This window comes from Streptomyces sp. NPDC007095 (assembly GCF_040634475.1).
Classification (GTDB): domain Bacteria; phylum Actinomycetota; class Actinomycetes; order Streptomycetales; family Streptomycetaceae; genus Streptomyces.
Genome location: NZ_JBEYFS010000233.1, coordinates 1 through 18,265, shown reverse-complemented (window position 1 = coordinate 18,265; position 18,265 = coordinate 1). Strand labels below are relative to the sequence as shown.

General features: G+C 69.4%; 1 pseudogene. It reads left to right on the top strand.

From position 1 onward, the window contains the following. Nucleotides 1-43 precede the first annotated feature (43 nt). A pseudogene (locus tag ABZ656_RS47445) lies at nt 44-18,265 on the top strand (hypothetical protein); the annotation flags it as partial.

Below are 18,265 nucleotides of genomic sequence, written 5' to 3'. Positions count from 1 at the left end.
GCGGCAGCTCGCCTTGAGCGCCGCTCGCTGGCTGAACAGTGAGATGTCCGCTCCTGCCGACCCCCTGGACCTGTGGCGGACGGAGGGCCGGAAAGCCCTGTCGGACGTGTTGCGGCAGGACTCCCCGAACACCCGTGAACTGGTCGACGCGTTCGCCAAGAACGTGCTGGACTACAAGCAGTACCGTCGGGCCCCCGTGGATACGAAGGGTGACTTCTTCCAGCAGGTCCACCATGGGCGCGGCATCCCGGTCGTCCAGGGCCGGCGGTCGGCGGTCCCCACGCTTCTGGATAAGTTCCTGGCGCTGCCGGAGGCCACCGTGGCGGACTTGCCGCGCTTCCGCGAGGCCCTGATCGCCGGGCTCCCCGACTACTCCCTCTTCGACATCCTCCTGTCCTCGCTCCCGGCCATGGACCAGGGGCCGAACTTTCCCCCTGATGCCCTGGAGCGTGCGGCGCTGGCCGGGGACGCGGTGGAGCTCTATGCGCAGCTCGACCACCTGTTCCAGCCCCGCACGCGTACCACGGACCCGGCGCTGCAGGAGCGGCTCAGGCTCCCGCACGAGGTGTGGTACGCCGAGCGGACAGCGCACCTCACGGAACAGAACGCAATGCCCCGGTCCGGCCTGGGACGTGGCCACACGGCGGCGTTGCGCATGCTCGACCGGCTGGACGAGGCGGGCCTGCTGGCCTCCTGGGTCGCTACCGGGGGCCGGATCGACCGGCAGAGGTGGGGCGCCGCGCTGCGTGCGAGGGTCAGCCAGGAGGTCGCGGCACGCGGCTTCGCGTTCCCGGAGCTGCTGATGGCCTACCCCCCCTTCCGCGAGGTGGCGGAGAAGGCCAGGGCGAAGGACAGCCAGGACGTGACCCCCGTGCTGGACGAGTTGGAGAAGATCCTGAGGGATCTGCAGCCTCGTATGCCGGAGCATGTGGGCATGGGCGCCGAGGCGCTGGAACTGCTGGATCCGGTGGACCAAACGGTGTATTGGGTGGGTCAGCTGCCCATCGGGGGTCTGTCGCGGTTCCACGCTGCGACGACGGACCGGGAGTGGGCCCTGAAGGAGTGGGGCCGGGTGGCTGGTCGCGGCGATGAGGGACCGCGGCCGGTGATCTTCGAGATGGATGATTCCACCGCCCGCTCCGTGACCGGCTACACGTCGACCCACTCGACCCGCCCCGGTCAGGTGCGTTACCCCCACGCGACATCGGTGCGCCGGCTTTCCGACGTACGTCCGGTGGAGCATGCCGGGCAGTCCTACCCCACCGTGCGGGTGGAGGAGGCGGAGCTGCCGTGGCCGGCGCTGCGTCTCGTCCAGCCGTCCGGTGAGCATGCCGGTCAGCCGGTGGCCCGTGACGTCACGGACGTGATGGGCGCCTGGATGGGGGAGTCGTTCTTCGACCATGTCGACCAGGCGCTGCGGTCCCCGGCGCTGCCACGGTTGCGGAATCTCATCCGTTTCACCCAGTGGCAGGGGTCCGGCACTGACAGCGTGGGTGTTGACGCCGGGATGCCGGTCGTCGACGGCACCACCGCGTTCTGGGTGGGCCATGGTCTTCGGGCCGGGGACCCGGCCAGGGTCGAGCGGTTCGTGGACCAGGTCGCGGGGATGGCGGCCCGGGTGGCGGCGGCGGGCTTCAAGTCGATCACCGCGCTGGCCTGTTCCACGCCGGCGTCGCTGGCCGTCGCCGCCGACCGGCTCAGGCCGATGGTGAACAGGACGAAGCTGACGGTCTATCTGCTGGATTCCCGGGTCGCGGTCGTCCCGGGGAAGGGCGACGAGCAGGACCGGATTCACGTCGACGCGGACAAGGACGGCAAGGCCACCGGCTTCTTCGCTGTGCGGCCGGGTGTCCCCGGCTACGAACGGGTCCCCGACACGCTCACCGGGCCGGCCGCCGAGCCGCTGACGTACCGCTCCTACCCGCCGGAGGCGTACTGGAACGATGACACGGCCGACGATGAGGCCCTCCCGCCGCGTTTCCCGGCCCTCTACGGCCCGAAGCCCGACGGCAGCCCGAGCCGCTTCGACGAACTGAGCAAGGAGTACGAGCGGGCGCTCCGCGAAGCGCTCTCCTTCACCGGCGCGTTGATCACCGAAGCGGCGAAATCGGTCAAGGTGCTGCACGCCTACTTCGAGAAGCACATCGGCCTGCGGAAAGCCGACCGCCTGTTCGCACGCAGTAGGCGTTCCGAGTCCGACTACGCCCAGGTCGCTCGCCTGGTGGACGAGTTCTCCGACGCCACCTTCGAGGAACGTATGGAGGCGTTCGAGCGGGCTGCCTATGCGCACCCCACGTATCCGGAGGCGTTGCGCCGACTGTGGAAGGAGAAGCCGCGGCTGAAGCCGGAAGGGCTGCGGGGCGTGCCCGACCTGGTGGAGCCGCACTCGCGCAGGACTCGAGCGCGTCTGCATGGCCAGTACGGCCTGAGGCTCACCGACGGCCCGGCCGAGAGCATCACCTACCTGATGCGTTTGAGTCGGGTGCTGCAGCTGTCGGACAACTCCGTGGGGGACTTCTGGCTGGCGCTGATCGGCTGGGGTCTGAGGCGCAACTCGCTGGTGGAGGTCCTGGCGGCGCTGCGCAAGGCCGGGGTGCGCGATGAGCTGGATCTCCCCGAGCTCGTCGACGCGGCACGGCTCTACACCTGGAGCGACTCCATGTTCGCTCCCCGCCGCCTGATCATGAAGGAGTCCGTGCCAGGTTCCCCCCTGAAGCCGGGTTCGCCCGCCTGGGACTCGCTGCGGTTGCCGCACGAGCGGTACTTCCGCGAGGAATGGGCCCGATTCCCGTCCGCGGTTGAACAACGCCTTGCGGAGATCGCGGAGCTGGCCGGACTGGAGGGCCTGGGGGGGCGTTACGTCGATCCCCGCCTCAGCGTGGATACGACCCTCACTCGTCGTCGGGTGGCCTTGATGGAGATGCTGGAACACCAGCGCACCGAGGATGGAGTGCACAGCATCAGGACAGGGCATCTGCTTGGCCTGTATCTGGCCGGCGGTCCGGACCGCCACCTGATGAAACTCCTGGTGGGCACCGGTCGGCAAGACGAGGACGAGACGGTTCGGCTGCTCCGGGACGCGGCGCGCGAGCTGGTGTCGCAGGCGTTCGGCGAGGAGGTGTACGAGGAGCACCGGTATCCGCTGGTCTTCCGTATGGACTCGCGGTTCGGGGAACTGCTGAGGGAGGCCGCGGAGCTTCGAGCGGAGGGCGTACCGCATCGGAACCGTCTGGCGCAGATGCGGGATCGGCTGGTCCGTCGGGCAGAAGACCTGGCGGAAGAGCGGCTGCCGGAGCTGATCGGCTACGCGGAGCTGGCCGTCGAGGCGGTCGAGCTGCTGATGCCGGTCAACGGACCGGTGTACTTGCGTACCTTGGCGAACGGGGCGCGTCCTTTGGACGCCGCGTCGACCGACCGGCGGTCCGTGCTCACCGAGGTTTTGCGGGGTGCCGGGGAAGGTGGTCGTGGGGAGCTCCCGGTGCTCTATGAGGTGGAGGAGTCCACCCGAGCGCGGGTCATCGCCCCCTTCATTCGCAACGCCGGCGAAAACTGGGGCTTTGCCCTGTACCCGGAGGCTGTCTCCTACCAGCCTGGCAAGCCCCGGGTGGAGCGCGACGAGAGCACCAACCAGAGGTATGTGGTGGTTCCCCTCAGGGAACGGCCCGTGGAGAGTTCCGAGCCGGTGTGGAACAGCGAGTTCATGAGCCGGGTGCTTCGCAAACCAAGCGGTGGGCCGGTCGGGGCATTCTTCGCATCCATATTCGACTGGGTCAAGGGTGGCATTCATCTCCGCGCTGTCACTCAGACGACCAGCTATTACGTTCTCCGTGAAAGAGTGAATTCCGTTAACTTGATCGAGGACCGGCCGCGCGTGCTGCCCTGGACGCCCGGGAACGTGGGCTTCCTCGTCATGCACGCGAATGTCAGCGCAGCCGTACCGTCCCGTTATGGAATGAAGAATGTGAACGGCCCTCAGGTAGGTGTCTACGCGGCGGAGTTGCTGGACCCTGGCGCGGGCAGAAAGGACTTCCGGCTCGCGCTGGTCGCGTGCCACGCCGCAGATTCCCATCGGGATGTTCCCCCGCTGGTACAGGGCGTGGCCGACTGGAGCAAATGGGTCACCGCAGGCGCCTCCGGCTCCGTCCAGACCACGATGGACGAGATCCAAACCGTCTCGGGTGCACGGGTGAAGGACCGGAACGCGTTCATACTCGAACCCACCGCCGACGAACCGGAACCCAGGTTCGATACGTTCAAGCCCTGGCCGCGGAACAGTCTGGCGCCACGCCCTTGGTCGTTCACCCAGCGGGGTCATCGCCTCAAGGGCCTGACGAAGTTGCCGGAGTGGCCCAAGAGGGCCCTGGAGTACGAGACCTGGCTGGGCATGGAGCTGGCCCGGGACGGCGAGGCGCTTGACGCCGCTGGGCGCGCCGTGGAGGTGGCCACTGGTGTCCGGCCTTCGCGCTTCGCGGACCTGTCGACACTGATGCACCAGTTCTTCCGGTCGGCCCTGCCTGGTGAGGTGAATGACTACGACCGCTTGCTGATCTCAAGGGAGGAACAGGCGGTTTACGACAACGCCGGTATCCGGCGTATCCGAGCGACGGCCGTGCTGCCCAGGGAGTTGCTCCAGCGGTACCAGGATCTGATCGGCCCCAGTCATGCCCAGCTGCTGGCCTTCCGGAAGGCGGTGGTGGGCTGGCTGGTCACCCGCTCCTCGCCGTACGTTCCCCACTACTCGCTGTACGAGGTGCTGGATGCCTCGGACCGCGCCAGTGCGGTTTTCTTCGATGTGGAGGAAGCGGTTGCTCTGAAGGGTGTCGGGACGCATCTGTATCTCTGGGCGGACCGGGCTTTGGCGCCCCGGACCGGCGGGCCGCGGCCGGCCGGTGTGCCGCTTCCCCCGCACGTCGCCGTCTACCGTGACAGCACCCGTTGGCTCGTTCCCGAGGTCACTGGCGACGGTGTCGTTCCCGAGGGGATCGTCGACGCGCTCACAGGAAGGACGGCGAGCCCCATTGTCCCCCTTACGGGGCTGCGCGACAGGCTGGAGGCGTCGGAAGCGTGGCGCCGGCGTCAGCCCGGACGCCATCCGCTGGACGGGCTGGACGACGCGCATGTCACGGCCCTCCAACTGGTGACCGGTGGAACGGACGCGGCCCTTTTCTACTGGATGATGACCGCCGGCGACCAGACCGTCGATGAGCTGCGCGAGGCCGTGGCCTCTGTCATCGAGCACCTGTTTGCCAGGCAGAAGGCCGACTTCCCGTGGCTGTTGATGAAGTACACGAATTTCAACGGGATCGCTCGCGCGGCGATCGCCGCGTACGGGACCGACTCGGAGGCGGTGCACCGCGAGCGGGTGCTGGACGCGGCGGAGAGCGCGCTGGACGCGGTCCGAGGCGAGATGCCGTGGCACCTGGCGATGGCCTATGAGGCACTGCGCAGGCAGCCCGGTGTGGGTGAGAACGTGTTCTGGGCGGTTCGCGAAGCGGAGCCGCTGACCGGTGAGCCTGGCGATGAGCCGCCTGGTGAGCTGGACGTCGTCCGGGTGCCGGCGCTGCACGAGGCACGGCTGAACGAGGAAGCGGCCAGGAAGTCGCCGTTCTATGCGGGCGGTCACGCGAACCCCCATGGTGGGATAAGGCTGTTCGAGGTCATCGGGTCGAAACGAGCCCGCGATGTCTCGCCGGTCGCCCGCCGTCCTGAGCTGGGTCAGGTGTTGTTCAGCCGGGAGACGTGGCTGGACGTGGTGTCCCGTCGGATACGACGCGACGCCAAGGGCCGGCTCTATGAGCACACGCTGCTGCGGGAGAGGGAGGAGTTCGGGCCGGCGTCCGCGGTGCCGGAGCCGGTGCCGGGGAACGGGCGGCGTTCGGCGACGTATCCGATGCGGCCGGCCGAGACCGCTGGGCGGGAGACCCGCCCGGCCGAGACCGCTGGGCGGGAGACCCGCACCCACCCCTCCCACAGGGGAGAGTCCCGGAAGCCCTCGGTGCACGAGGAGACCGATCGTGGCCGAGCGCGCCAGGAGTCGGGGTCGGCTCGTGCGGAGGGCCGGGAGTCGGGGTCGGCCCGTGCGGCGGGCAGGGGGGCGGGGCGTGACGAGCGGACGCGTAGGGGTTCCGCGCCCCGGGCTGTCAGCCCCACCGGGTATCGGGTCGCCCCTGGCGGCCGTGGCGTCGGGCTGTTCCACTTCATGCCGGAGGACTGGGCGCCGCGTCTGGCGCCGTACCGCAGGCTGGCCGATGCGGTGCACTTCGTGCAGTGGGCGATCGACGAACGCGGCAGCCGGATCGCCCGCCGGTGGCAGCTGCACCGCGTCATCCAGGGTGGCATCGTGTTCTACGGTCGGCACGGGAGCGATGTGACGCCCCCGAACGTGGAAAAGATGCGCCAACACCTGGACTTGGACAGTGTCAGGAACGTCGTCATGCTGGAGTGCGGTGAGGGGCTGACCCCCGCCACCGCCGCCGGCAGCCGTCAGGGCCGTCAGGCCGGCGCTGTGGCCAGGGCGCTCGGAAAGTGGGTGTGGATTCCGCCGGGCGGGGTGGCGGCCACCCTGGCGCCGGGCAGTGACAAGCCGGAGATTCACCTGCGCGAGGACGGGCGGGGTCGGTCCACGATCTGGCTCGCCTTCAGCCCGGTCACGGGCCTGCCCACACAACCCTCCGCCGACGGGATCCCGGGCGAGGAGGTGACGGGCGTCGCCTTGTACCCCGCCCCCCAGGACTGGAACGCCCGCACGGCCGAGTCCCGCACGGCCGAGTCCGCCACGGCTGAGTCCGCCACGGCCGACGACGCCGCCCTCCCGCCGCGTTTCCCGGCCCTCTACGGCCCCAACCCCGACGGCAGCCCGAGCCGCTTCGACGAACTGAGCGAGGAGTACGAGCAGACGCTCGGCGAGGTGATCCGCAGCGTCCACAACGTGCACTTCGAGCTGACGGAGTCACTCAAGGCCCTGCACGCCTACTTCGTGCAGCACATCGGCCACCATGATGCCGACCGCCTGTTCACACGCAGGGCGCGTCCTGAGTCCACCGCCCGCCAGGTCGCTCGCCTGCTGGACATGACCTCCGACGCCACCTTCGAGGAGCGTATGGAGGCCTTCGCGCGGGCGACGTTCTCGCACCCCAGGCGTTCGGAGGCGCTGGGCCGGCTGTGGAATGAGCATCCGTCGCTGAACCCGGATGGGCTGCCGGGTGTGCCCGACCGGGTAGTGCCGCACTCGGACGACGCCCGCGCGCTTCTGCACGGCCGGTACGGTCTCCGGCTCACCGACGGCCCTGCCGAGAGCGTCACTTACCTGATGCGTGTGCGCCGCATGCTGAAGGTACCGGGCGGCTACGCGGGGTACTTCCAGCTGGCGCTGATCGGCTGGGGCCTGAGGAACAACTCGCTGGCGGAGCTCCGGGCGGCGCTGGACAAGGCCGGGGAGCGCGGTGAGCTGGATCCCCCCGCGCTCGTCGACGCGGCGCGGCTCCACACCTGGAGCGATTCCCAGCTCAATCCCTACAGGTTGATCCACGGCAACCCCGAGCTCGCTGACCTGTTCGGTCCGGGTACGCGCGCCTGGGGCCTGCTGCGGATGCCGCACGAGCGGTACTTCCAGGAGGAATGGGACCGCTTCTCTCCGCTGGTCCGCCAGCGCCTTGCGGAGATCGCGGAGCTGGCCGGGCTCGAGGGCCGGCCGCTGTCCTTTGCCGTTCCCCGCGACGCCGAGGACGCGACCACCTGGCATCGCCGGCTCGCCATGATGGAGTTGCGGGAAAGCCAGGGCACCTCCGCCGGGATACAGAACCTCAGGGCCGGACACCTGCTCGGCCTGTATCTGGCCGCCGGTCCCGACCGCCACCTGCTGGAACAGCGCTTGGCGCACCCGGACGGACCGGAGGCGCTCGGGCTGCTCCAGGACGAGGTCCGCAAGTGGGTGGTGGAGGCACCCGGCGAGGACGCGCCCCCGCACTTCTTCCGTATGGACCCGCGGTTCGGCGAACTGCTGGAGGAGGCCGCGCAGCTTCGGACAGCGGAAGGCGAACCTCGCCCGAACAGCTCGAAGCGGAACGAGGAACAGCTGGCCGATCGGGCAGTCGCGCTGGTCGAGGAGCGGCTGCCGGAGCTGACCGGGTACGCGGAGCTGGCCGTCGAAGCGGTCGAGCTGCTGATGCCGGTCAGCGGGGCGGTGTATGTCGGCTTCTTGACGGACGGGCAGATGGACGACCCCCGTAGCCATGGCCTCGGCGAGCGCGTTCTCCATCTGCCGCGCCTGTCCGCCGTGTCGGTCGACCCGGAGTCCGTCCTCACCTGGCTGTTCCGGAGGGACGTGGAGCCGGGGGAGATCCCGGTGCTGGGGGTCGTGGCCGAATCCGATGTCGCCCGGGTCGTCGCTCCCTTCAGCGGCGACCTCGACCGACACCCGGGAATGGCTCTTTACCCGGTGGCTGTCGACCTCTGGCCCGGCACGCCCCGCGTGGTGCGCGACGAGCGCACCTACCAGAGGTATCTGCTCTTGCCCTTCGAGGAACGGCGCGCGGAGGTTTCCGAGCCGGCGTGGAACCGCGAGTTCGCGGCCCACACGATGCGCACATCAAAGGGCACGCCGATTGGGCAGGCACTGCATTCCGCGAGCGACTGGGTCAACCGCCGAACCGCTTTGGGCGACCTCACCAAGAAGGCCACCACTTACCGTGTCCAGTCCGGCACCGCGAAGGACGGCAGCTGGGTCGTCACCGGGGCACGCGCACTGCCGCTGCGGCCCGGACACACGGCCTACCTCTCCGCGCACTCCAACTCGCGCACCATGGAGTCCCCGTCGCGCTACGGCATGAAGAGTGCGAGCCCCGCCCAGGTGGGTAGCTGGGCAAAGCGTGTTCTGCACGACATGAAGATCCCCGGCGAGTTCGGGCTCACGCTGATCGCATGCAATTTCGCGGGGACCGCGGCACAAACCATGACCGACTGGAGCGAGCGTGTCAGCACTGCCGCCACCGGCGGAGTCAACCCTGCGTCTACACGCCGGATTCACAGCCCTCGTGTCCAAACTCGCTCGGGGGCGAAGCTGACGGACCCGCTGGTCGTTCTCGAACCCACCCCCGACCACCCGGAGCCCAGGTTCCACGTGTTCGAGCCCCGGCCGCGGACCCGGCGGGGGCCGCTTCCCTGGTCGTTCACCAAGCGGGGCCATAGCTTCATCGGCCTGGTCAAGGAGGACGAGTGGGACGCCCGGGCCTATGAGTACGAGACCCAGCTGGGGCTGAGGCTGAGCCGGGACCTCGACGCTGTGCGCCACGCCGTGGAGGTGGCCACTGGCACCCGGCCTTCGCGCTCCGCGGACCTGCCGACACTGATGCACCGGTTCTTCTACGCGGCCCTGCCCGGCCGTGAGGTGAATGACTACGATCGGCTGCCGCCCTCCAGGGAGGAACGGGCAGCTCACGACGAGGTCGGTATCCGGCGTACCCGAGCGACGGCCGAACTGCCCATCGAGTTGTTCCAGCGGTACAACGAGCTGGTCAAACCCACCCACGCCCAGTTGCTCGCCTTCCTCAAGGCAATGGTGGGCTGGCTGGTCCCCCGATACTCGCTGTACGAGGTGCTGGACGCCTCGGTCCGAGCCGAGGTGGGCTTCGACGGGGAGGAAGTCGTCGCGCTGCAGGGTGCCGGGACGCATCTGTACCTCTGGGCGGACCAGGAGCTGTCGCCCCGGACCGGCCGTCCGCTGTTCCCTCCGCACACCGCCGTTTACGGTGACAGGACCCGGTGGCTCGTGCCGGAGATCACCGGTGACGGCCTCGTTCCCGAGGGCATTGTCGACGCGCTCGAAGGAAGGACGAACAGCCCCGATGTCCCGCGCAGGAGGCTGGAGGACCGGCTGAACGCCCTGGCCGCGTGGCGCGGGCGCCACTCCGGGCATCCGCTGGACCGGCTGGGCGACGGGCACATCACGGCGCTCCACTTGGTGACCGGAGGAACGGACGGGTTGCTCTTCTTCTGGATGTCGACCGCCGACAGGCCGACCGTCGACCTCCTGCGTCAGGGCGTGCGCTCCGTCATCGATGACCTGTTCTCCAGACAAAGCATCCAGTTCCCGCGGCTGCTGATGAAGTACGGGAGCTTCAACACGACCGCCCGTGCGGCGATCGACGCGTACGGGACGGGCCAGGATCTGGCTGTGCACCGCCAGCGGGTGCTCGACGCGGCCGAGAGCGTACTGGACCGGGTCTTCGCCGAGCTCCCGCAGCACCTGGGGATGGCCCATGACGGGGTGCGCAGGCTGCCCGGTGTGGGCGAGAACGTGTTCTGGTCGGTTCGTGAAGCGGAGCCGCTGACCGGCGAGCCTGGCGGTGAGCCGTCTGGTGAGCTGGACGCCGTATGGGTGCCGGCGCTGCACGAGGCGCGGCTGAACCGGGCAGCGGCCATGAAGAGCCCGGTCCTGGCGGGCCATTCGAACCCCGCAGGTCGGAAAAGGCTGTACGAGGTCGTGCAGTCGGAGCGCGCCCGTGACGTCTCGCCGGTGGTCCGCGACCCCGACTTGGGCCAGACGTTGTTCGACCGGGCCACGTGGCTGGACGTGGTGTCCCGCCGGATACGCCGCGACGCCGACGGTGAGCTCTACGAGCACGTCCTGCTGCGGGAAAGGGAGGATTTCTGGCCGGTCACCGCGGAACCGGAGGGTCGAGGCGCCCGGCCCGCTCGTCGGGCCACCGGTCCGGCGGCCCCGGAGCCGGTGCCGGGGAGGGCGGAGCGTCCGGCCGAATCCGCCGGGCGGGACCGCCATGGCTCCGGCAGGGAGGGAACCCGCGAGCCCCGGGTGCACAACGAGGAGACCGATCAGGGCCGCGCGTCCCGTGAGCAGAAGCCGGCCCGCCAGGCGGACACGGAGGCGGGCCGGTCCGCGCCGACGCAGGCCGGGCCCGCGCCCCGGACCGCCAGCCCCAACTGGTACCGGATCGCCCATGAGGGTCGCGGCGTCGGGCTGTTCCACTTCACGCAGCCGGAGTGGGTCCGGCGCGAGCCGCCGTACAAGCTGGTGCACGCCGCGAAGCACTTCGTGCAGTGGATGCGCGACAGTGACGGCGACCGGTTCGGCCGCCGGTGGCCGTTGAAGCGGGTGATCCGAGGTGGCATCGTCTTCTATGGTCAGCACGGGAGTGAGGGGGCGGCTCCGGATCTGGAGAGGATGCGCAAGCACCTGGACCTGGACAGTGTCAAGAACGTCGTGATGCTGGAGTGCGGTGACGGGCTGACTCTCGCCAACGCGGCCGGCCGCCGGCAGGGCAGGCAGGCCGGCGATGTCGCCAAGGCGCTGGGCAAGTGGGTCTGGATACCGGAGAACGGTGTGGCGGTCAAGGCCGCGGGCAGTGCCGAGCCGGAGATCCACCTGCGAGAGAACAGCCAGGGCCGGGTCAGCAGTTGGCTGCGGTTCCACCCGGAGACGGGCCTGCCGTCGCGGCCCCCGGGGCCCTCCGCGTTGGGTATCGAAGCCGAGGAGTTGCCGGACGGCTCCACCTACCCCGCCGCCGAGGACTGGAACGCCCCCACGGCCGACCCTCCCATGGCAGACGCCACCGCCCTCGCGCCGCGTTTCCCGGCCCTCTACGGCCCGAAGCCCGACGGCAGCCCGAGCCGCTACGACGAACTGAGCGAGGAGTACGAGAAGACACTCGGCGAGGTGATCCGCGGCGTCTACAACGTGCGCGTCGAGATGGTGATCTCGCTCAAGAGCCTGCACGACTACTTCGTGCGGCACATCGGCCAGAGGAAGGCCGACCGCCTGTTCGTACTTAGCGGCCGCCCCGAGTCCGCCGCCGCCCAGCTCGAGCGCCTGCTGGACGAGCACTCCGATGCCACCTTCGAGGAGCGTATGGAGGCGTTCGCACGGGCGTCCTACTCGCACCCCAGGCATCCGGAGGCGCTGGGCCGGTTGTGGGACGAGCATCCGTCGCTGAACCGGGATGGGCTGCCGGGTGTGCCCGACCGGGTAGTGCCGCACTCGGACGACGCCCGTGCGCTTCTGCATGGCCGGTACGGTCTCCGGCTCACCGACGGTCCGGCCGAGAGCATCACGTATCTGATGCGCGTGCGCCTCATGCTGGAGATGCCGCACGGCCTCGAGAGGTACTTCCGGCTGGCGCTGATCGGCTGGGGTCTGAGGCGTAAGTCGCTCAGGGAGATCCTGACGGCGCTGGACAAGGCCGGGGTGCGCGATGAGCTGGATCCCCCCGCGCTGGTCGACGCGGCCCGGCTCCATGCCTGGAGCGACTCCCTGCTCAATCCCCGCCGCATGCTCACGAGCGAGTCCACGGCCGATTCCCCCCTGGGTTCGAGTGCGTCCGTCTGGGACTTGCTGCGGTTGCCGCATGAGCGGTACTTCCGGGAGGAGTGGCACCGGTTCCCTTTCCCGGTGCGACAACGCCTTAGGGAGATCGCGGAGCTGGCCAACCTGGAGGGCGGGTCGGAGTACTACGCCGATCCCCGCGTCAGCACGGATGCGACCCGTGAGTATCGCCGCCTCGCCTTGATGGAGTTGCTGGAACACCAGCGCACCGATGACGGTGTGGGGAACGTCAGGGCCGGACATCTGCTGGGCCTGTATCTGGCCGGCGGTCCGGACCGCCACCTGCTGCGGCCCCTGGCGGACTCCGGCCGGCGGGATAAAGCGGAGACGCTTCGGCTGATCCGGGACGCTGCTCGTAGGCTGGTGGTGCGGGCGTTCGACAAGGCGGAGCACGAAGAGCACGGGTATCCGCTGGTCTTCCGTATGGACTCGCGGTTCGGGGAACTGCTGGAGCAGGCCGTGGACCTTCGGGCACCGGAGGGCGCACCGCGCCGGACCAGCTTGAAACGGATGCGGGATCGGCTGGCCAATCTGGCGGGAGCGCTGGTTGAAGAGTTGCTGCCGAAGCTGATCGGGTACGCGGAGCTGGCTGTCGAGGCGGTCGAGTTGCTGATGCCGGTCAGTGGGCCGGTGTACTTGCGCACGTTGGTGAACGGGGCGCGTCCTTTGGATGACGTGTCGACCGACCGGCGGTCCGTGCTCACCGAAGTGTTGCGGGGGGCCGGGGAGAATGGCCGTGGGGAGCTCCCGGTGCTCTATGAGGTGGAGGAGTCCACCCGAGCGCGGGTCATCGCCCCCTTCATTCGCAACGCTGACGAGGACCGGGGCTTCGCCCTGTATCCGGAGGCTGTCTCCTACCAGCGCGGCAAGCCCCGGGTGGAGCGCGACGAGAGCACCAACCAGAGGTATGTGGTGGTTCCCCTCAGGGAGCGGCCCGTGGAAAGTTCCGGGCCGGCGTGGAACCGCGAGTTCATGACCCGGGTGCTGCGCACACCAAGCGGCAGGCCGGCCGGCGGATTCCTCGCATCCCTGAGCGACTGGACCGACGCCGATATCCCTCTCCGCGCCGCCGCCCAGGCGACCCGCTACTACATTTCCCAGGGACCCAGGAGGATGGGAGGGAAAAAAGTCGACGTCGTCGAGGACGGTTCGCACGCGCTGCCCTGGCCGCTCGGAACCCCTCACCTCGTTCTGCACAGCAGGGTCAGCGGGACCGTACCGTCCCGCTCCGGAACGAAGCGTGTGAGCGGCCCCCAGTTGGGTGTCTACGCGAAGGAGCTCCTGGCCCCCGCCGCGGGGAAAGCCGACGACTTCCGGATCGCGCTGATCGCGTGCAACGCCGCGGCTTCCCACCAGGCCGTTCCCCCGCTGGTACGGGGCGTGGCCGACTGGAGCGAGTCGGTGACCGCAGGCGCCTCCGGCCTCGTCATACACCCGTTGGACGAGATCCGAACCGTTTCGGATGCGCGGGTGAGGGACCGGGTCCCCTTCCTGCTCGAACCCACCGCCGACGTACCGGAACCAAGGTTCGACGCGTTCGCGCCCCGGCCGCGGAACAGTTTGGCGCCACGCCCTTGGTCGTTCACCCTGCGGGGCGATCGCCTCAGTGGCCTGGCCGGGGAGCCGAAGTGGTCCGAGAAGGCCATGGACTACGAGACCGGGCTGGGCCTGGAACTGTCCCGGGGCCGCGACGCGCTTGACGCTGCTTGGCACGCCGTGAAGGTGGCCACTGGCACCCCGCCTTCGAGCTCCGCGGACCTGTCGACACTGATGTACCAGTTCTTTGGGCGGGCCCTGCCCGGCAAACGGTTGGAGGACTACGACCGGATGCCGCTCTCCGGGGAGGAACAGGCGGCTTACGAGGAAGTCGGTATTCGGCGCACCCGAGCGACGGGCGCGCTGCTCCGGGATTTGTTCAAGCAGTACAAAAAGCTGATCGACCCCAGCTACGTCCAGTTGGTCGCCTTCCGTAAGGCGGTGGTGGGCTGGCTGGTCCCCCGCTACTCGCTGTATGAGGTGCTGGAGGCCGCGGTCCGAGCCGAGGTGGGCTTCATCGACGTGGAGGAAGTCGTCGCGCTGAAGGGCTTCGGGACGCATCTCTCTCTTTGGGCGGACCGAAAGCTGGCGCCCCGGACCGGCCGTGCGCTGGTCCCTCCGCACGTCGCCGTGTACCGCGACAGGACCCGTTGGCTCCTCCCGGAGGTCACCGGTGACGGCCTCGTTCCCGAGGGCATTGTCGACGCGCTCGAAGGGAGGACGAACAGCCCGGATGTCCCGCGCTGGGGGCTGGAGGACCGGCTGGACGCCTTGGCGGCGTGGCGTCGGCGTCACCCCGGGCATCCGCTGGACCGGCTGGGCGACGAGCACATCACGGCGCTTCAGTTGGTGACCGGGGGAACAGATGCGGCGCTCTTCTACTGGATGACGGCCGTGGACAGGCCGACCGTCGATGACTTGCGCGAGGGTGTGCGCTCCGTCATCGATGACCTGTTCTCCAGGCAGAAGGATGACTTCCCGTGGCTGTTGATGAAGTACAAGATGTTCAACAGGGTCGCCCGTGCGGAGAGCGCCGCGTTCGGGACGGGGCGGGATCTGGAGGTGCACCGCCGGCGGGTGCTCGATGCGGCGGAGAGTGTGCTGGGCGATGTCTACGGCGAGATGCCGTGGCATCTGGGGATGGCGTATGAGGCGGTGCGCAGGTTGCCCGGCGTGGGTGCGAACGTGTTCTGGTCGGTTCGTGAAGAGGAGCCGGTGACCGGCGAGCCTGGTGATGAGCCGTCTGGTGAGCTGGATGTCGTCCGGGTGCCGGCGCTGCATGAGGCGCGGCTGAACCGGGATGCGGCCATGAGGTCCCCGATCTATGCGGGTGGCCATGCGAACCCCGCCGGTGGGAAGAGGCTGTTCGAGGTCATCAAGTCCCAGCGCGCCCATGATGTCTCGCCGGTGGTCCGGGATTCCAGGCTGGGTCAGACGTTGTTCGGCCAGGACACGTGGCTGGATGTGGTGTCCCGTCGGATACGTCGTGATGTCAGGGGCCAGCTCTACGAGCACGTGCTGTTGCGGGAAAGGGAGGAGTTCGGGCCGTCCGTCGCGGAGCCGGATGGTCGTGGCGCCCGGCCCGCGCCTCGGGCCACCGATCCGGACCGGGAGCCGGGGCCGGTGCCGGGGGCTGGGCGGCGCCCGGCGACGAATCCGATGCGCCCGGCCGAACCCGCCGGACGGGACGGCCGTCGCTCCGGGGAGCCCCGGAAGTCTTCGGGGGGCCGGGAGACCGATCGCGGTGGCCGCTCGCGCCAGGAGCGGGAGTCGTTCCGTCGGGCGGACGGGGGTGCGGGCCGTTCGTCGGGGGGCCGGGAGAGCGATCGCGGTGGCCGCTCGCGCCAGGAGCGGGAGTCGTCCCGTCGGGCGGACGGGGGAGCGGGCCGTTTCGCGCGGGCGGAGCCAGGTCCCGCGCCCCGGGCTGTCGGTCCCGCCGCCTGGTACCGGGTCGCCAACGACGGTCGCGGGGATGGGCTGTTCCACTTCACGGCGTCGGAGTGGGCTCGGCGCAAGCCGGCGTACAGCGAGGTGCGCAACATAAAGCATTTCGTGCAGTGGGCGGGCTACGGTCGCGACCGGATCGGCCGCCGGTGGCCGCTGAAGCAGGTCGTCCGAGGTGGCATCGTCTTCTATGGTCAGCACGGGAGTGAGGGGGCGGCTCCGGATCTGGAGAGGATGCGCAAGCACCTGGACTTGGGCAGTGTCGAGAACGTCGTCATGCTGGAGTGCGGTGACGGGCTGGCCGGGGTGCCCCTTGCCGATGTCGCCAGAAGCCGTCAGGGCAGGCAGGCCGGCGCTGTCGCCATGGCGCTTCACAAGTGGGTGTGGATACCGGAGTTCGGTGTGGCGGTCACCAAGGCGCGGGGCAGTGACGCGCCGGAGATCCACCTGAGCGAGAACAGGCAAGGCCAGTCCACCATCTGGCTTGCGTTCGACCCGGATACGGGCCTGCCCGCGCGGCCCTCCGCCGACGGGATCCCAGCCGAGGAGGTGACGGACACCACCTTGTACCCAGGCGCCGAGCACTGGAACGCCCCCACGGCCGACCCTCCCATGGCAGACGCCACCACTCTCCCGCCGCGCTTCCCGGCCCTCTACGGCCCCAACCCCGACGGCAGCCCGAGCCGCTACGACGAACTGAGCGAGGAGTACGAGCAGACACTCGGCGAGGTGATCCGTGCCGTCCGCGAGCTGGACTTCGAGGTGGTGGACTCGCTCCGGGCACTGCACGACTACGTGAAGCGGCACCTCGATGAGGAAACCGCCGCGCGACTCTTCTCGCGCAGTGAGCGTCCCGAGTCCGCCGCCGACCAGCTCGAGCGCCTGCTGGACGAGCACTCGGATGCCACCTTCGAGGAGCGTATGGAGGCGTTCGCACGGGCGTCCTACTCGCACCCCAGGCATCCGGAGGCGCTGCGCCGACTGTGGGACGAGAAGCCGTCACTGAACCCGGATCGGCTGCCGGGCGTGCCCGACCCGGTGGAGCCGTACGCCCCCGCCACCCGCGCGCTTCTGCACGGCACGTACGGCCTTCGGCTCACCGACGGTCCGGCCGAGAGCGTCACGTATCTGATGCGTGTGCGCCGCATGCTGGAGATGCCGAATGGTTCCGTGGCGAAATTCCGGCTGGCGCTGATCGGCTGGGGTCTGAGGCGTAAGTCGCTCAGGGAGGTCCTGGCGGCGCTGGACAAGGCCGGGGTGCGAGATGAGCTGGGTCCCCCCGCGCTCGTCGACGCGGCCCGGCTCCACGCCTGGAGCGAAGCCCAGCTGGCTCCCCGCAGGCTGATGTGGGACGACTCCGGGATCCAGGACCGGTTGTCCACCACCTCGCCCCTGGACGCCATCACCATGCTGCGGCTGCCGCACGAGCGGTACTTCCAGGAGCAATGGGGCCACTTCCCTTCCCTGGTTCAACGACGCCTCCAGGAGACCGCGGAGCTGGCCAAACTGGAGGGCCGGCCGCGGCCCTCCGCTTCCCGCGCCGCCGGGGACACGACAGCCGGATCCCGCCGGGCCGCCATGATGGAGTTGATGGAACAACACGGCCTGTTCAATGGACGAGGGGTGCAGAACCTCAGGCCAGGACACCTGCTTGGCCTGTATCTGGCCGGCGGTCCCGACCGTCATCTGCTCGAACCTCTGCTGAACTCCGGTCGGTGGGACGAGGCGGAGACGCGTCGGCTGCTCAGGGCCGCGGCTCGCGACCTGGTATTGAAGGCGTTCGGCAAGGAGGAGCGCCGGTATCCGCTGGTGTTCCGCGTGGACCAGCGGTTCGACAAACTGCTGAAGGAGGCCGCGAAGCTCCTGGCAGCGGAACGCGCACCGCGCGGGACCAACCGGGCGGCCGAGTTGGAGCGGGTGCGCGATCGGCTGGTCAATCAGGCGAACGCGCTGGCCGAAGAGCTGGCGCCGGAGCTGACCGGGTACGCGGAGCTGGCCGTCGAGGCGGCCGAGCTGCTGATACCGGTCAACGGCCCGGTATACCTCGGCTTCTTGGCGGACGGAGCGCTGGACGACCCCCGTGCTCTGGATCCCCGTACTTACGCCGACAGCCGGGGCGTTGTCCCCACGCTGCGCTTGTCCGCCGTATCGGTCGACCGGCGGTCCGTCCTGGCCTCGCTGTTCCGGAAGGCCCAAAAGGCCCGGAAGCACGGCGTTGTGAAGTATCCGGTGGTGTTCGAGGTGGCCGAGGCCACTGTCCCGCGGGTCGTCGCCCCCTTCATCCCCGACCCCGGCCGATACCCGGGCATGGCCCTGTACCCGGAGGCTGTCGACCACCGGCCCGGCAAGCCCCGCGTCGTCGATCAGAGTTATGTGGTGGTCCCCCTCGAGCAGCTGCCCGCGGAGAGTTCCGAGCCGGCGTGGAACCGCGAGTACATGCCCCGGACG